This window comes from Longispora sp. NPDC051575 (genome assembly GCF_040681875.1).
In the GTDB taxonomy this organism is placed as follows: Bacteria; Actinomycetota; Actinomycetes; order Mycobacteriales; family Micromonosporaceae; genus Longispora.
Genome location: NZ_JBFAZP010000005.1, coordinates 473057 through 489366, shown reverse-complemented (window position 1 = coordinate 489366; position 16310 = coordinate 473057). Strand labels below are relative to the sequence as shown.

The following is a 16310-nucleotide window of genomic DNA, read 5'->3' as shown; positions in this document are numbered from 1 at the left end:
GGTGGCCCCGCCGGTCAGGTCGTGGGCAGGGTCAGCCGGAAGTGCGCGCCGCGCTCCGAAGCCACCAGGACCGCCGCTCCCCCGTGCGCCGCCGCGACGGCCGCCACGATCGCCAACCCCAGCCCGGCCCCGGACGACGCCTCGGCCCGGGTCGTCCCCGCCCGGTAGAACCGTTCGAAGATCCGGTCGGCGTGCGCGGCGGGGATCCCCGGCCCCTCGTCGGTCACGTCCACGGTCCCGGGCCCGACCCGCACGGACACCGGCCCGGCGGTGTGCCGCACCGCGTTGTCCACCAGGTTCGCCACGGCCTGGCGCAGCCGGACCGGGTCCCCGACCACCGGCGCGGACTCCCCGGTCAGGGTCACCCGGTCCGTCAGGTCGTCGAGGACCACGTCCGCCGCGACGTCCAGCAGGTCCACCGGTTCGGCGGCGAGCGGGCGGTGCTGGTCGAGCTGGGCCAGGAGCAGCAGGTCGTCCACGAGTCCCGTCATCCGGACCGCCTGCGCGGAGATCCGGTCGATGATCCGGTCGGTGTCGGCGGGCTCCAGGGTGCCGCGCTGCTGGCGGTGGACGTCGGCGTACCCCCGGATGGTCGTGACCGGGGTGCGCAGCTCGTGCGAGGCCTCCCCGACGAACCGGCGCATCTGCTCGGCGGCGGACAGCGCGGCCCGTTCGGAGGCCTCCCGGCTGAGCAGCGCGGCCTCGATCCGGCCGAGGGTGCGGGCCAGCCCCCAGCAGGCCACCCCGAGCGCGAGCAGCGCGAAGCCGGCCACGCCCAGGTTGATGGTGGCCAGCCGGTCCACGGTGTCGTCGACGTCGGTCAGCCGGGTGGCGACCGTCAGGTACCCGGGTTCGCGCTGGTCGGCGACCCGGACGACCAGCCAGTCCCCGGACACGAACGGCCGGTCGACCGGGCCCGGCCGGACCCTCGGCGCGGCCTGGTCGCCGGAGTCGAGGGTCTGCACGAGCGTGCCGTCCGGGGCGTAGCTCTGCACCACGTAGTCGCTGGGCAGTTCCTGCCGGCCGCCACCGGGGCGGGGCACGGTCAGCCGGGGGAAGTGCCGGACCCGCTCGGCCGTCGCGACCAGGCGCTTCTCGGTCTGCGCCATCAGATAGTGCCGGAGCAGACGGGTACCGGCGAAGCCCGTGACCAGCAGCGTCGCCGACACCAACGCCAGCACTCCGGCCACCAGCCGGAGCCAGAGCGGGGCCCGGCGCACGCCCGGCCAGACCCGCCTCACGGCCGGGGCACCGTGGGCGCGGCCGGGAGGCACTGGGGGCGCGGGAGGCGCGCGGCGCCCGTCACGGCCGGGGCACCCGGAGCACGTACCCGACGCCCCGCAGGGTGTTGATCAGGCGCGGCCCGTGGTTGTCGACCTTCTTCCGGAGGTACGACACGTACAGCTCCACGATGTTCGCCTCCCCGTCGTACTCGTGGCTCCACACCCGGTCGAGGATCTGCGACTTGGACACCACCCGCCCCGCGTTGAGCATCAGGTACCGCAGCAGCCGGAACTCGGTGGGCGACAACGCGACGAGCCGCCCGGCGCGGCGCACCTCGTGGCTGTCCTCGTCGAGTTCCAGGTCGCCGACCCGGATTCGGCCGGTGGCCGCCTCGGTGGTCCGGCGCAGCACCGCCCCGATCCGGGCGATCAGCTCCTCCAGCGCGAACGGCTTGGTCACGTAGTCGTCGCCGCCGAGCGTGAGGCCCGCGACCCGGTCGGGGAGGTCGTCGCGCGCGGTGAGGAACACGACCGGGGCGTCCACGATGGCCCGCAGCCGCCGGAGTACGGCGAACCCGTCGAGGTCGGGCAGCATCACGTCGAGGACGACCAGGTCGGGCGGGTTCCCGGCGGCGTGCCGCAGCGCCTCGCCCCCGGTGCCGACGGCGGTGACGTCGAAGCCCGCGTACCGCAGGCCGCCGGTGAGCAGTTCGCGGATGTCGGGCTCGTCCTCGACGACGAGCAGCCGGGCGGTCACCGGGTGCCGCCGCCGCCCGGAGCCCCGCCGGTGCCGCCGTTGCCACCCCCGCCCGGGACGCCGCCCGTGCCCGGGTTGCCGCCCGTGCCCGGGTTGCCGCCGCTCGGCCGGGTGAACCCCGGGAAGTTCCCGCCGCCGGGGAACTGCTGCTGCGGGTTCGTCACCGTCGGCGTGGCCGGCGTCCCCACCTGCCGGGTCGTGTACGCCCCGGCGAGGAACCCCGCGACGAGCAGCACCAACCCGAGCAGGACCGCCGTGCTCCTCGGCAGCCGCCAGCTCCGGCGCCGCCGCGCGACCGCGTCCGCGAGTTCGGCCTCCACCTCGTTCGCCATAGCCATCCTATTCATATCGAAGTGCATCTATCGGACGCATCGAGGCGGCCCGGTGCGCGGGGAAACTGCCGAAGAACAGGCCGATCGCGACCGAGACGCCGAGCGCCAACGCGACGGAACTGGGCACGACCACCGGCTGTACCCCGCCGATCGTGAACGTCGCCCCGACCAGGGCCACCAGCACGCCCAGGCCGCCGCCGACCAGGCTCAGCACCGTGGCCTCCAGCAGGAACTGGCCGAGGATCGTGCCCCGGGGCGCGCCCAGCGCCTTGCGGATCCCGATCTCCCGGGTCCGTTCGGTGACCGTGACCAGCATGATGTTGGTGACCCCGATCCCGCCGACGAGCAGGCTGATCGCCGCCACCGCGCCCAGCAGGAACGTGAACGTGTCCGCCGTGGCGGTGCGGGTGGCCAGCAACTGGGCCTGGTTCTGCACCCGGAACGGACTGTTCGCGGCCGTCGCGTGGTGCCGGGCGTTGAGCACGTTGAGCACCTCGGCCTGCGCGAGGTCCGTGGTCTCGGCGCTGGTGGCCCGCACCAGGATCGAGGACAGGCCGCCGTACCCGGTGACGCTCTCCCGGAGGGCCGCCACCGGCACGATCACCGTGTCGTTCGGGTCGGAGAAGCCGGCGGTGTCCTTGGCCGCGAGCACCCCGGTCACCGTGAACCGGACCCCGCCGAGGGTGACCGTCTGCCCGAGCGGGCTGATCCGGCCGAACAGTTCGCTGGTCACGGTCTGGCCGAGCACCGCCACCCGCCGGGTGTCGCCCACCCCGAACAGCTCCCCGGACTCCAGCTTCGTGTTCGTCGCGGCCAGGTAGCCGGGTTCGGTGCCGATCACCTGGGGCACCGCGTGCGACGTCGACTCCCGCACGGCCGTCAGCGCGGTGGTGACAACCGGAGAGACACTCACAGCGTCGGGTACGAGTGCCTTGTCCAGCAACGATTCCGCGTCCGCCAGGGTCAGCTCCCCCGAGGAGGTCTGCGCCGCCGTCGCCGACCGGCCGCCCGCGCTCCGGTTGCCCTGCACCGTCAGCGTGTTGCTGCCCAGGCTCTCGATGCCGGCCTGCACGGCCTTCGCCGACCCGTTCCCGTACGCGACCAGCATGATCACCGCGCCGACCCCGATCAGGATGCCCAGCACGGTCAGCCCGGACCGCAGCTTGTTCGCGGTCAGCCCGCGCACCGCCTCCCTCACGCGAGCTCACCGTCCCGGAGCCGGATCACCCGGTGCGCGCGGGCGGCCACGTGGTCCTCGTGCGTGATCAGCGCGATGGTGACGCCCTTCTTGTTCAGCCCGTCGAGCACGTCGAGCACGTCGTCGGTGGAGTGGCTGTCCAGGTTGCCGGTCGGCTCGTCGGCCAGCAGCAGGGCCGGCTCCGTGACCAGCGCGCGGGCGATGGCGACCCGCTGCTGCTGGCCGCCCGACAACTCGTTGGGCAGGTGGTCGAGCCGGTCGCTCAGCCCCACGGTCTCCAGGGCCGCAAGCGCCCGTTCGCGGCGCGCCCGCCGGGGCACCCTCGCGTAGGTCAGCGGCAGTTCCACCTGGGCCAGCGCCGTCCGCCTCGGGATCAGGTTGAACGCCTGGAACACGAACCCGATCCGGCGGTTGCGGACCAGCGCCTGGCTGTCGTCGTCGAGCTCCGCCACGTCGATCCCGTCGAGGTGGTAGCTCCCCGACGTCGGCGTGTCCAGGCAGCCCAGCACGTGCATCAGGGTCGACTTGCCCGAGCCGGAGGAGCCCATCACGGCCACGTACTCGCCGCGCCCGACCGTGAGCGAGACGCCGCGGAGGGCGTGCACGGCGGTCTCGCCCGCGCCGTACACCTTGGTGAGGTCGCGGACCGCGATCACCGGCCTCATCGGGCGGTCCGGCCCGCGCCGCCGGTACCCCGCTGGTTGGTCGGGTTCTGGGTCGTCGTCGCCCCGCCCGTCGTGGCCAGCACGACCTTCTCGCCCGCGACCAGCCCACCCGTGACCTCGGTGTACAGGTCGCCCTGCAACCCCACCTGCACCGTCTTGGCGGACTGCGCGCCGGCCGCGTCGACCACGGTCACCGTGGCCCGGTTGCCCGCGACCCGCACCGCGCTCGTCGGCACGACCAGCACGCCCTCCTTCGCCCCGGTCACCACCGTCACCGACGCGGACTGCCCGAGCCGCACCTCCGCCGGCAGCTGGTCGAACGTGACCGTCACCCCGTAGGTGACCACGCTGTTCTGGGTGGTCGGCACCGGATCCACCACCGACACCTTGCCCGGGGCAGGTCGGCCGGGGGCCGCGTTCAGTGCCACGCTCACCGCCTGGCCGACCTTCACCTTCAGGCTGTCGGCCTCCGTGAACGACGCGCGGACGGTCAGGTTCGCCAGGTCCGTGAGCTGGAAGAGGGGCGTGCCCGCGTTCGTACCCGTCGAGGCCGTTTTCGTCCCTCCCCCGGTGCTCGCCCCGCCGACCTCGGCGTTCACGGCCAGCAGCGTGCCGCCCGAGGGGGCCTTCAGGGTCGAACTCTCCAGCGCGTCGTCGGCCTGCTCCGCCTTCGCCTGCGCCGAGACCAGGGAGGACTGGGCCCGGGCGACCTGGGAGGCGTCCACCTTCGTCGCGCCCTTCGCGGCGGTCAGGTCGGCCTGCGCGGACGTCACGGCCGCCCAGGCGGCGTTGGAGTTCTGTTCGAGCACCCTGGTGTCGAGGGTGGCCAGCACGTCCCCGGCCTTCACCACCTGGCCGACCTTCACCTTCACGTCGTCGATCCGGCCGGCGGCCGTGAAGTCCACGTTGAGGATCTTCGCGGCCGTGACCGTGCCGCTCGCCGCGATGGAGGCGCTGACGTTGCCCTGGGCCACCGCGACCGTGCGGACGCCGGCCTTCGACTCCGCCCGGGCCGGGGCGCGGAGCGTGAGATAGCCGGCCACGCCGCCGGCGACGACCAGCAGGGCCAGGACGCTGTTGACGAGAACGAGGCGACGCCGCCTGGGATTGCGCATGATGGGTACCCCACCACCGCGACCTGTGAGGACCCTATGAGTCGGGGCCTACATGTCCTCCAGTTCCCGCCCCTTCGTCTCCTTGATGAACCGCAGCACGAAGATCAGGGCCAGGAACGCGAACATGGTGTACAGCCCGTACGCCAACGTCAGCCCCACGCTGGCCAGCGGCGGGAACGTCACCGTGATGATCCAGTTGGCGATCCACTGCGCGGCGGCGGCCACGGCCAACGCGGTGGCCCGGATCCGGTTGTTGAACATCTCGCCGAGCAGCACCCACACGACGGGCCCCCAGCTCATCCCGAACGCGAAGACGTACACGTTCGCGGCCACCAGCGCGATCTTCCCCTCGGTGTCGCCGAGCACCAGGTCCGTCCCCGAACCGCTCGCCGTGGAGAACGCCCACGCCATCAGCCCCAGCGACAGCGCCATCCCGGCCGCGCCGATGATCAGCAGCGGCCGGCGGCCCACCCTGTCGATCAGGGAGATCGCGACCAGCGTGGTGACGATGTTCGTGACGGACGTGATCACGGAGGTGAGCATCGCGTCGGACTCGGCGAACCCGACCGCCTGCCACAGCGTCGTGGAGTAGTAGAAGATCACGTTGATGCCGACGAACTGCTGGAACACCGACAGCAGGATCCCGACCCAGACGATGCCGCGCAGCCCGAGCACCGGCCCGCGCAGGTCCCGCAGGTTCACGGCCTGGTCGCCGCCCGCCAGGGACCGGACGATCTCCTTCATCTTCAGGTCCACGTCGCCGCCGACGAAGCGCTTGAGCACCTCGCGGGCCCGGTCCATCTTCTTGACCTTGACCAGGTACCGGGGCGACTCGGGAATCTGGAGCGCCAGCACCCCGTACACGAGGGCCGGCAGCATCGCCGACGCGAACATCCACCGCCAGGCCGCCCCGCCCCACGGCACCGACTCGCCCGCCCCGCCCGCCGACCTGGCCAGCAGATAGTCGATCAGCAGCGACGCGAAGATCCCGGACACGATGGCCAGCTGTTGCAGCGAACCGAGCCGCCCCCGGATGTCGGCCGGCGAGATCTCCGCGATGTACGCGGGCGCGATCACCGACGCCGCCCCCACCGCGAACCCGCCCACGAGCCGCCACCCGGTGAGACTGATCGGCCCGACCGCCAGCGCCGAACCCAGCGCGCTGATCCCGAACAGGATCGCGGCGAGCAGCATGACCCGCAGCCGCCCCCACCGGTCGGCCAGCGGCCCGGCGAACCAGGCGCCCACGGCGCAGCCCAGCAGGGCGGAGGAGACCACGAAGCCGAGTACCGCCGAGGACAGTCCGAACTCGGCCTTCACCGCGTCCACGGCCCCGTTGATGACCGCCGTGTCGTACCCGAACAGGAAGCCGCCGATCGCGGCCGATCCGGACACGAACAGCAGCGCGCCGTGCCGCTGCCCCTCCGAGATTTCGGTCATGTCGCAAATCTATAGGCTTGCCCGCATCACCCGCAGCGCATTCCCGTGCGCCAACGCGCCCAGCTCCGCCTCCGACCAGCGCCGCCGCCGCAACTCCTCCAACAACCTCGGATACCCGGCGACATCCTCCAACCCGGCCGGCAACAGCTCGACCCCGTCGTAGTCGCCCCCCAGCCCGACATGCTCCACCCCGGCCACCGCCCGCACGTACTCCACGTGGTCCGCGACATCGGCCACCCCCACCGGCGGCAGCGGATTCGCCCGCAGCCAGCCCGGCACATCCTCCTGTTTGTCCTTCTCCTCCGCCCAGGCCCGACACTCCTCCGTCAGGAACCACGGCACGAACGTCACCATCACCAGCCCCTCGGTGTCCCGCACCCGCCCCAACACGTCGTCGGGCACATTGCGCGGATGGTCACACAGCCCCCGCGCCGAGGAGTGCGAGAAGAACGCCGGCGCCGTCGACGTGTCCAACGCCGCGTGCATCGTGCTCGGCGCGACGTGCGACAGGTCCACCAGCATCCGCAGCCGGTTCAGCTCCCGCACCACGTCGTGCCCGAACTCCGTCAGCCCGCCCACGACGGGGTCGTCGGTCGCGCTGTCGGCCCACGGGATGTTCCTGATGTGCGTCAGGGTCAGATAGCGCACGCCGAGCCGGTGCAGCATCCGCAACACACCCAGCGAGGAGTCGATCTGGTGCCCGCCCTCCGCGCCCATCAGCGACGCGATCCGGCCCCGCTCCCAGGCCCGCTCGACCTCGACGGCGGTGGTCGCGAGCTCCAGGTCGTCGTAGCGCCGGATCAGCGCGTGCACCGCGTCGACCTGCTCCAACGTGGCCGTCACCGGGTCCGGCACGTCCTGGTCCACCCACACCGACCAGAACTGGGCGGCCACCCCGCCGGCCCGCAGCCTGGGCAGGTCGGTCTGCAGTCCGGTGGCGGTCAGATCAACCCCGAGATCAAAGAGATCCGGGTTGTACCGGTACCGGGCGCGTAGCTCCCATGCCAGGTCGTTGTGCCCGTCGATGATGTCCACGGGCAGATCCTACGACCAGCGATTTCTTGCTGGGTGGGGCTGGAGTGGGCTGGGTGGGGTGGTGGGAAGGGTTGGTGCGGGCGGCGCTTTCCTGGGGTGGGTGGGGAGCCGGGCCGAGCGGTGAAAGGGTGACGCAAGTGTCGTCGCTCAGCACTCGATTCCGAGGCGGGGTGGCGGGAAGAGTTGGGGTGGGTTCCTTCGCTCATGGGTGACAGCCGGGCGGCGGTGTGGGTGGGCTGTTGGCGTGGCGGTGGCTGGTCTCTCCGTGCATCTGACGGCCGGGCAGTATCGGGCCGCTGTGCGCGTGACAGCCGGGCGGCGGGCGTGGCGGATTCCCGGCACCCGGGGTCTGCCGTGGTGCCGTCGCGGGTGGCCTCCGGAGCGGCCGATTAACTTCGGCGGCGGACCGGCCGCTAGGCACGGCGGTGGCGGGGGGCCGTGGCCGTGGCCGTGGCTGTGGCTGTGGCGGTGGCGGTGGCCGTGGCTGTGGCTGTGGCCGTGCCGGTGCCGGTGGCCGTGGCGGTGGCCGTGCCGGTGCCGGTGGCCGTGCCGGTGGCCGTGCCGGTGGAACATTGCTTGACGAGATGGGCCGGGGCGTCGGCACCTCCTCGCGAAGGTGGTGCCGACGCCGTCGGGCTACTTCGACGCGGCCGGGCGGTAGACGCACACGTTGACGCCCGCGTCGCTCGTGGTCGCGGAGACCAGTTCGAACGTGTGCAACCCGCCGTCGGCGGGGAAGATCGACTTGCCTCCACCGAGGAGTACCGGCATGACGATCAGCCGGAGCTCGTCCACCAGTCCCTCGCCGATCAGAGTGCGCGCGAGCGTCGGGCTCCCCATGACGACCAGGTTCCCACCCTCGGCCGCCCGCAGCTGCCCGATGTCCGCGACGGCCGTACCACCGGGGATCAGCGTGCTGTTGTTCCAGCTCAGGTCGTCCTCGCCCAGCGTCCCGGACACCACGTACTTCGGGAGCGCGTTCATCCGGTCCGCGAACGGGTCACCGGCCCGCTCGGGCCACGCCGCAGCCATCGCCTGCCACGTCCGACGCCCGAACAGCAGCCCCTCGGCCCCGCTCATCGCCCCGTCGAACGCGCCCCCCACGATCTCCGGGTCGAAGAACGGATGCGACCAGCCACCGTGCGCGAACCCGCCGTCGGTGTCCTCCTCGGGCCCGCCCGGCGCCTGTACGACCCCGTCCAGGCTCATGAACTCCACAATCACGATGCGCACGGAAATCGCCCCTCTTCCTCACTCCGACGTATGGCGCTGAAGATCATCCCACCTCGCCTCGGCCAGCGACCGCACATCACCGCGAGCCCGCCCCACCCCACCGCCCCTCAGCCCTACCCATCCCGCCGCCCCACCGCCCGCACCGCGAACCGCACCGCCGCCCCACCGCCCGCACCGCCGCCTCGTCGACCGCACCGCGCGCCACCCCGCCGCCCGCTTCTCGTTCGGCCCCAGCGGCCCGCCTGCCTCACCACGCGGCCAAACGGAGACCGCCCATGCGCCACTCCTCCGAGCTCACCCTCGGCGGCCAACCAAGCCCTGGCCCGGCGCACCCGACCGTCCGGACCCCGCCAGCGACCATCACATCAGGCTGCGATCCTCCGGCCCCTCCGGCCACCATCAGGTCCGGCTGCACGCCTGCGGGCCCGCCGTCCGCTCAGCGGTCTGGCTGCACACTGGCAGACCCGCCCACATGCCCGAGACTCTCGGCCCGACACCGCCGCGGGCTACTCCACGACCCGCGCGGCGCTCACCCGTCGGCGCCCACCTGCCCTCGACGCACGTCGCCCGAGCCTCCGACACTTCAGCACGCCGCAGCCCGCAATCATCAACTCAAGTCGCGCGGAACCATGCTCAGCTCCGCGCCCCAGTCGTCACGGGCACCCACGAACCCGCCCACCACGCAGGATGGTCAGCCCGACACCGCAGCGCGCTACTCCACGACCCGCTCGGCGCTCACCTATCGGCGCCCACCTGCCCTCGACGCACATCGCCCGCGCTCCAACACGCCAGCACGCCGCAGCCCGCAGTCATCAACTCAAGTCGCGCGGAACCAGCTCAGCTCCGCGCCCCAGTAGTCACGGGCATCCACGAACCCGCCCACCGCACACGACGGTCAGCCCGAGACCACCGCGCGCCACTCCGCTACCCGCTCGGCGCTCACCCCGGCGGCCCAGCCGCCCTCGCCACGGGCCGCGCTGCCCACGTGGAACGCCCGTACCCCGTTGGCGCGCAGCACCGGCACGTGGGCCGGCGTAAGCCCGCCGCCGGCCAGGATCAGCGCCGGGTCCCGGGCGAGCAGCCCGTCGAGCCCCGCGCCGAGACCCTGCGGCGCACCGGCGGTGAGTACGGCGTCGAGCCCCGGGAGGGCGCACACCAGGTCCCAGGCGTCCGGGCCGACCGCGTGGTCGATGGCGCGGTGGAAGGTCCACGGTCGACCGTCGAGCGCCCCGGCGAGGCGGGTGGTGGAGGGGACGTCGATCTCGCCGGTACCCGTCAGGAAGCCCAGCACGAACGCGTCCGCACCGGCGTCGACCAGCTGGGTGGCCACGGCGGCCAGCTCGTCCAGGTCGCGCTCGTCGGTCTGGAAGCCGGCCTGGGACCGGAGCATGACCCGGAGCGGGAGCCTGGTGGCGGCCCGGATGGCGGCGACCGTCGCCACGGACGGGGTGAGCCCGTCGGCGCGCATGTCGGCGACGACCTCCAGACGGTCGGCCCCACCGGCCTCGGCGGCGGCCGCGTCGAAGGCGTCCAGGGCGATGATCTCCAGCAGCGCGCGCGTCATGGACAGGATTGTTTCAAATTACCCGAGGTGTCTCCGTTACCGGGGCCACACCGGACTGTCGCGGCCCTCCGACTCGGATACCTGGACGGCTGTCCAGGTCGTCCGGCGGCTGCTCTGGAGGGCGTAGCTCAGGGCGAACACCGTTACGAACGGGAGTATGTAGGACATCCTGTCGAAGTACGTCGGGAGGCTTTCGCTGACGATCCATCCGGACAGCCCAGGGCCGAGGTCCACGCCGCCTAGTGTGCCCGGCAGCCACCACAGGAAGAGGTTCCACGGGGTCTGTGCCCCGAACCGCTCCACGACCTGGACGCCGGCCGCCAGATACAGCGACCCCAGCCCCCCGACCACCGCCACAGCCCCCGCAACCACGCCCCCGACTCCAGCTCCGCCTCCAACTCGGGCTCTGCCTCCGACTCCAGCTCCGCCTCCGACTCGGGCACCGGCCCCAGCACCGGCACCGATTCGGGCTCCAGTTCTGCCCCCGACTCGGGCTCCAGCTCCGACGCCGACCTCGGCACCGCCCCCGCCCCCGCCCTCGACCTCGGCTCGGTCCCCGACCTCGGCTCCATCCCCGGCCTCGGCACCAGCACCAGCACCAGCACCAGCACCAGCACCAAGTCGAAGACGACGGCCCCCCATCCAGAACAGCACCACGGAAACCACTCCCAGCCCCACTCCCCACGCGAAGACACTGTGCAGCACCCGAACCTGCCGACCCGGGTCACGGTTGTCCAGAGCCTCGATCGCCCCCAGCAGCACCGCCGTCGCCACCACCAGCACGACCAGACACACGAGCGGACGGACCATCGCCCCCGGCCGCACCTTCGCCCGACCGACCGGCGACTGTCGCCTCCCGAGCCACCGGCTCCCCTCTGCCGCGGCCGGACTTCCCGCCCCTGGCGGAGATCTGTCGCCGGTCACCGGAGTGCCCGGCGCCTGCGGGGACGAGTTGTCCAGCTCCGACGGCACCCCGGCCCCGGCAGCCGGCGGCACGGATCCGTTCTCCGCCAGCCGGCCGCTGAGGGTCTCGTTCTCCGGCCAGCCACGAGCCCCGTCGACCGACGCCACCCGCCCCGCTTCCCCCGGACCGCCGGCCCCGTCCGGATAGGCCGCCCCGCCGCGGGACTCCCGCGCCACCAGCACCCCGAGCCCCGCCGATATCAGCGCGAACAACAGGAACACGACGGCGTGCAGGATGTATCCCACCGACGGGGACCCGTCGAACGCGCCCCGGGCGAACATGGCCACATACATCCCGACCTCGCCGAACACCCCGAGCAACGGGGCGAACAGCATGAGCAACCCGGGCCGCCACACCCCGTGGAGGGCGAGCCGCAGACCGTCGCCCCGGGCCCCTTCCCGGGGCGGCCGCGCCACGGCCAGACTCAAGGCGAACGCCAGCCGGGCCCACCCACCCTCGATGACGTGCACCTCGGCAGCCCACTCGGGCCCGACCTCGGCCCGCAGGCGCTCCGGCCACCGCCGAACCGCGACCCGCAACAGGACCCGCACCAGCCACGCCACAGCACCGGACCCACCACCCGAGCCGGAGCTCGAACCTCGACCCGAGTCTGCCCCCGCCGTCACCATGCCGGCCGCACCACGGGAGCCGGACTCGTCTCCTGCCGCAAGGCCTGAAGTGCCACCCGTGACCGCGACGCCCCCTCGGCGGTGACCCGGTAGTACCTCCGGGCGGGCCGCCCAGCCTGAACGGGATCGATGTCCTCCCACTGGGTCTCCAGCCACCCGGCACGCACCAGCCGGGTCAGGATCGGATAGAGGCTGCCGCTGGCCAGGCCCGTCTGGTGCATCAGGTCGAGCCCGTAGCGCTCGACCTCCACGTCCGCCAGGAACGCCGCGAGCACCCGCGCCACCGGCACCGTCAACCGCACATCATCCGCCACCCCAAGAACTCTACATAGGGCCTATGCCCGTTGTCTACATAGGGTTGGACCAGCACCCCTGGGCCCAGCCTGGCAGCCACCAAAGGCCGCACACCCACGCGCCCAGCCCAGAGCAGCGGACGCAGCCCACCGGCAGCACGCCCCGAGCCCCCGAATCACAGGCACCAGCCATGGCAGGACCACAGACCCCGCCCACCAAAAAGCAGAGGGCGGACCCGAAGGCCCACCCTCTGCTGAGGTAGATCAGATCAAGGACTTAGAAGTCCATGTCCCCACCGGGGTTACCGGCCGGAGCGGCCGACTTCTCCGGCTTGTCCGCGACGACAGCCTCGGTCGTGAGGAACAGCGCGGCGATCGACGCGGCGTTCTGGAGCGCGGAACGCGTCACCTTGGCCGGGTCGATGATGCCCTCGGCCAGCATGTCGACGTACTCGCCGTTGGCCGCGTTGAGGCCCCAGCCCGGGGTCAGGTTGCGCACCTTCTCGACGATGACGCCACCCTCGAGACCGGCGTTGACGGCGATCTGCCGCAGCGGGGCCTCGAGCGACACGCGGACGATGTTCACGCCCGTGGCCTCGTCACCGGTCAGGTCGATCTTGTCGAACGCGGTCGCGCCGGCCTGGACGAGCGCCACGCCACCACCGGGGACGATGCCCTCCTCGACGGCCGCCTTCGCGTTGCGAACGGCGTCCTCGATGCGGTGCTTGCGCTCCTTGAGCTCGACCTCGGTGGCCGCGCCGACCTTGATGACCGCGACACCGCCGGCGAGCTTCGCCAGGCGCTCCTGCAGCTTCTCGCGGTCGTAGTCGGAGTCCGACTTCTCGATCTCGGCGCGGATCTGGTTGACCCGGCCCTGGATCTCGTCCGCCTCGCCGACGCCGTCGACGATCGTGGTCTCGTCCTTGGTGACGACGACCTTGCGGGCGCGACCGAGCAGCTCGAGGCCGACACCGTCGAGCTTGAGGCCGACCTCCTCGCTGATGACCTGGCCACCGGTGAGGATGGCGATGTCGCCCAGCATGGCCTTGCGACGGTCACCGAAGCCCGGGGCCTTGACGGCGACGGACTTGAAGGTGCCACGGATCTTGTTGACGACCAGGGTGGCCAGGGCCTCGCCCTCGAGGTCCTCGGCGATGATCAGCAGCGGCTTGCCGGACTGCATGACCTTCTCGAGGATCGGGAGCATGTCCTTGACAGCCGAGATCTTCTGGTTCGCGATGAGGATGTACGGGTCGTCGAGAACCGACTCCATCCGCTCCGCGTCGGTGACGAAGTAGGGCGAGATGTAGCCCTTGTCGAAGCGCATGCCCTCGGTGAGCTCGAGCTCGAGGCCGAAGGTGTTGCTCTCCTCGACGGTGATGACGCCTTCCTTGCCGACCTTGTCCATCGCCTCGGCGATGATCTGGCCGACGGTGTTGTCACCGGCGGAGATGGAGGCGGTGGAGGCGATCTGCTCCTTGGTCTCGACGTCCTTCGCGAGCTTCGACAGCTCCTCGGAGACGGCGGCCACGGCGGCCTCGATGCCACGCTTCAGGGCGATCGGGTTGGCACCGGCGGCAACGTTGCGCAGACCCTCGCGGACGAGAGCCTGGGCCAGCACGGTGGCGGTGGTGGTGCCGTCGCCAGCGACGTCGTCCGTCTTCTTGGCGACCTCCTTGACGAGCTCGGCACCGATCTTCTCGTACGGGTCCTCGAGCTCGATCTCCTTGGCGATGCTCACACCATCGTTGGTGATGGTGGGGGCGCCCCACTTCTTCTCGAGCACGACGTTGCGGCCCTTCGGGCCGAGCGTCACCTTCACGGCGTCGGCGAGGATGTTCATGCCCCGCTCAAGGCCGCGGCGCGCCTCCTCGTCGAACGCGATCAACTTAGCCATGGTGGCGTGTCCTCCGCTGCTGCGTTCTGCCCGGGTAAGGGCTGAATGTACGCAAGGTCCGAGTCGAGTCAGTGCCCGCGACGGACGACCCTACGGAGGGTCTCACCTTCTCGACCTGGCACTCGCAGTGCACGAGTGCCAGGTCAACGTTTAGCACTCTCCAGCCGCGAGTGCAACCTATGAGGCCTCCCGGAGGAGCTGTTCCGTGCTCAGCGGGGTCTCCCGGGCGCGGAGGTCGGCGTAGGTCACAACGGTGCCGGCCAGCACGAGGACGAAGATCGGCAGCGCGACGACGGCCGACCAGAGCCCGCCGCCGACGTCGGCCACGAACCGGCCCACGTCCCCGCTGATCGAGGCGGACAGGCCGGAGGGCGCGCCGAGGCAGCAGGACAGCACGATCACGACCAGCGCGAGGGGTACGAGGCGGGACAGGGTGTGGCCGAACCGGGCGTGGGTGAGCTTGAAGGAGCGCGGGATGCCGGCGGTCCGCTCGTACACGATGACGGGGGTGACCAGGGAGCAGGCGATGGCGAAGTACACCGAGCCGATCAGGCACAGGCAGATGCCGAGGGCGATGAGGATGGAGCTGAGGATCTGCCAGCCCCAGACGGCCAGGGCGCGGGTCCGGCCGAACCGGAGGGCCTCGCCGAGGGTGACGGTCCGGCCGGCGGCCTCCTGGGTGATCGCCCACACCCCGGCGGCGGAGCCGAGCGAGCCGAGGTAGGCGGCGCCGATCCAGACGACGAAGGCGAGGAGGCCGACCACGGGGCGGAAGTTCCAGTCGTCGGCGGCGTTCTGGTCGTAGGAGACGTTGGTCAAGATGGTGAGCAGGACGGTGGGGCCGGCGATGGTGACCGCCGCGATGGTCAGGAGCGACTGCCAACTGCGGCGCAGGACGCCGACCACCCGGTCGTACCAGCCGCCGAATCCGGCGGCGGGGTCGGGCACCAGCGGGTCGTCGGTCGGTTGGCCGATGGCCTGATAGCCATAAGTCGCCATGTTCGCCCCCTATTGGGTAGTTGAACATTGCTTAGCATGGCTAGATATAATTTTTCCGAGAAACAGCCTGAACGAATGCGGTGACCGCCTTGTCCCGGGAGCCGGCGAGCCGGATGGCGCGCAGTTCACGGGCCAGGGACAACCCCTCGACGGGTACGAGCACGAGGCTCCCCGCCGCCAGTTCCTCCCGGACGGCCAGCCGGCTGAGAATGGTCGCGCCCAGCCCGGCCCGGACCGCCGCCTTGAGCGCCTCGGTGGAGGTCATCACCCCGAACGGCTCGGCGATCAGGTGCCCGGCGGCGGCCGCGGCGGCCTCGTAGGTGCGCCGGGTGCCCGACTCGGCCTCGCGGAGCAGGAGCCGGGTGGCCACGAGCGTCTCCAGCGGCAGCGGGCCGTCGAGCCGGGCCCAGGCGTGTTCGGGGGCGACGAGGACGACGAGTTCGTCGCGGTCGAACAGCTTGGTGGTGAGCCCGGCGGTGGGGATGGGCCCCTCGACGAACCCGACGTCGACGGCCCCGGACCGCACCAGCGCGGTGACCTCGTCGGAGTTGGCGACGGTGAGGGACACGGTGACGTCCCCGGCGGCGGCGATCCGCCCGGGCAGCACGTACTCGGCGTTGGTGTAGCTCGCGGCCACCCTGATCCGGCCCTGGGCCCCGGCCCTCAGCGTCTCGGCCTCCCCGGCGAACCGGTCGGCTGCGGCGAGCAGTTCCCGGGCGAGGTCGGCGAGCCGGGCGCCCTCGGCGGTGGGCCGGCAGCCGCGCGGCGTACGGATCAGGAGTTCGACGCCGACCCTGCGTTCGAGCCGGCGGAGCGCCTCGCTGGCGGAGGGCTGGGTGATCTGGTGCGCGCGGGCGGCGGCGGAGATGCTGCCGGTGGCGACGGCGTCGACGAACAGGCCGAGCGGGACGAGGTCGGCGAGCCCGAGACGACTACCCATAGGTTGAGTCTATGGGTAGTCCACCC

15 protein-coding genes are annotated in these 16310 nt (G+C 71.9%); all 15 read right to left on the bottom strand.

The window, feature by feature from the left end; translation table 11 throughout:
• Positions 1–14 precede the first annotated feature (14 nt).
• The gene (locus AB0M43_RS16650; RefSeq protein ID WP_363725401.1) at positions 15–1241 is read right to left on the bottom strand and encodes an ATP-binding protein; all 1227 of its coding nucleotides are present in this window, start codon (positions 1239–1241) and stop codon (positions 15–17) included.
• Between the two features lie 61 nt (positions 1242–1302).
• The gene (locus tag AB0M43_RS16645) at positions 1303–1980 is read right to left on the bottom strand and encodes a response regulator transcription factor (RefSeq protein ID WP_363725399.1); all 678 of its coding nucleotides are present in this window, start codon (positions 1978–1980) and stop codon (positions 1303–1305) included.
• Positions 1977–2312 carry a hypothetical protein gene (locus AB0M43_RS16640; RefSeq protein ID WP_363725398.1) on the bottom strand — a complete coding sequence of 112 codons (336 nt, stop codon included), beginning with the start codon at positions 2310–2312 and terminating at the stop codon, positions 1977–1979. Before AB0M43_RS16640 ends, AB0M43_RS16645 begins: the two co-directional genes overlap by 4 nt.
• Before the next feature lie 7 nt (positions 2313–2319).
• Positions 2320–3510: an ABC transporter permease gene (locus AB0M43_RS16635; RefSeq protein WP_363725396.1), complete on the bottom strand. Its 1191-nt coding sequence runs from the start codon at positions 3508–3510 to the stop codon at positions 2320–2322.
• Positions 3507–4175: an ABC transporter ATP-binding protein gene (locus tag AB0M43_RS16630; RefSeq protein WP_363725394.1), complete on the bottom strand. Its 669-nt coding sequence runs from the start codon at positions 4173–4175 to the stop codon at positions 3507–3509. Before AB0M43_RS16630 ends, AB0M43_RS16635 begins: the two co-directional genes overlap by 4 nt.
• Positions 4172–5290, bottom strand: coding sequence for an efflux RND transporter periplasmic adaptor subunit (locus AB0M43_RS16625; RefSeq protein ID WP_363725393.1), 1119 nt, complete (start codon positions 5288–5290; stop codon positions 4172–4174). Before AB0M43_RS16625 ends, AB0M43_RS16630 begins: the two co-directional genes overlap by 4 nt.
• 48 nt (positions 5291–5338) lie before the next feature.
• Positions 5339–6730, bottom strand: a complete 1392-nt coding sequence (locus AB0M43_RS16620) for a sugar porter family MFS transporter (RefSeq protein WP_363725392.1) — start codon at positions 6728–6730, stop codon at positions 5339–5341.
• 9 nt (positions 6731–6739) lie between these two features.
• Positions 6740–7765 (bottom strand): dipeptidase, encoded by a 1026-nt coding sequence (locus AB0M43_RS16615; RefSeq protein WP_363725390.1) that lies wholly within the window; start codon positions 7763–7765, stop codon positions 6740–6742.
• A 636-nt stretch (positions 7766–8401) separates the two neighbouring features.
• A complete protein-coding gene (locus AB0M43_RS16610) occupies positions 8402–8998 on the bottom strand; it encodes a dihydrofolate reductase family protein (RefSeq protein ID WP_363725388.1) in 597 nt (198 codons plus the stop codon).
• An 895-nt stretch (positions 8999–9893) separates the two neighbouring features.
• Positions 9894–10562: a copper homeostasis protein CutC gene (locus AB0M43_RS16605; RefSeq protein ID WP_363725386.1), complete on the bottom strand. Its 669-nt coding sequence runs from the start codon at positions 10560–10562 to the stop codon at positions 9894–9896.
• A gap of 36 nt (positions 10563–10598) precedes the next feature.
• A complete protein-coding gene (locus AB0M43_RS16600; RefSeq protein WP_363725384.1) occupies positions 10599–12089 on the bottom strand; it encodes a hypothetical protein in 1491 nt (496 codons plus the stop codon).
• A gap of 59 nt (positions 12090–12148) precedes the next feature.
• Positions 12149–12469, bottom strand: a complete 321-nt coding sequence (locus tag AB0M43_RS16595; RefSeq protein ID WP_363725382.1) for a PadR family transcriptional regulator — start codon at positions 12467–12469, stop codon at positions 12149–12151.
• 256 nt (positions 12470–12725) lie between these two features.
• Positions 12726–14345: a chaperonin GroEL gene (gene groL / locus AB0M43_RS16590; protein ID WP_363725380.1), complete on the bottom strand. Its 1620-nt coding sequence runs from the start codon at positions 14343–14345 to the stop codon at positions 12726–12728.
• Positions 14346–14522: 177 nt separating this feature from the next.
• Positions 14523–15344: a hypothetical protein gene (locus AB0M43_RS16585; protein WP_363725378.1), complete on the bottom strand. Its 822-nt coding sequence runs from the start codon at positions 15342–15344 to the stop codon at positions 14523–14525.
• 40 nt (positions 15345–15384) lie between these two features.
• Entirely contained in the window at positions 15385–16284 is a 900-nt protein-coding gene (locus tag AB0M43_RS16580; protein ID WP_363725376.1) for a LysR family transcriptional regulator, read from the bottom strand.
• Between the last annotated feature and the right edge of the window lie 26 nt (positions 16285–16310).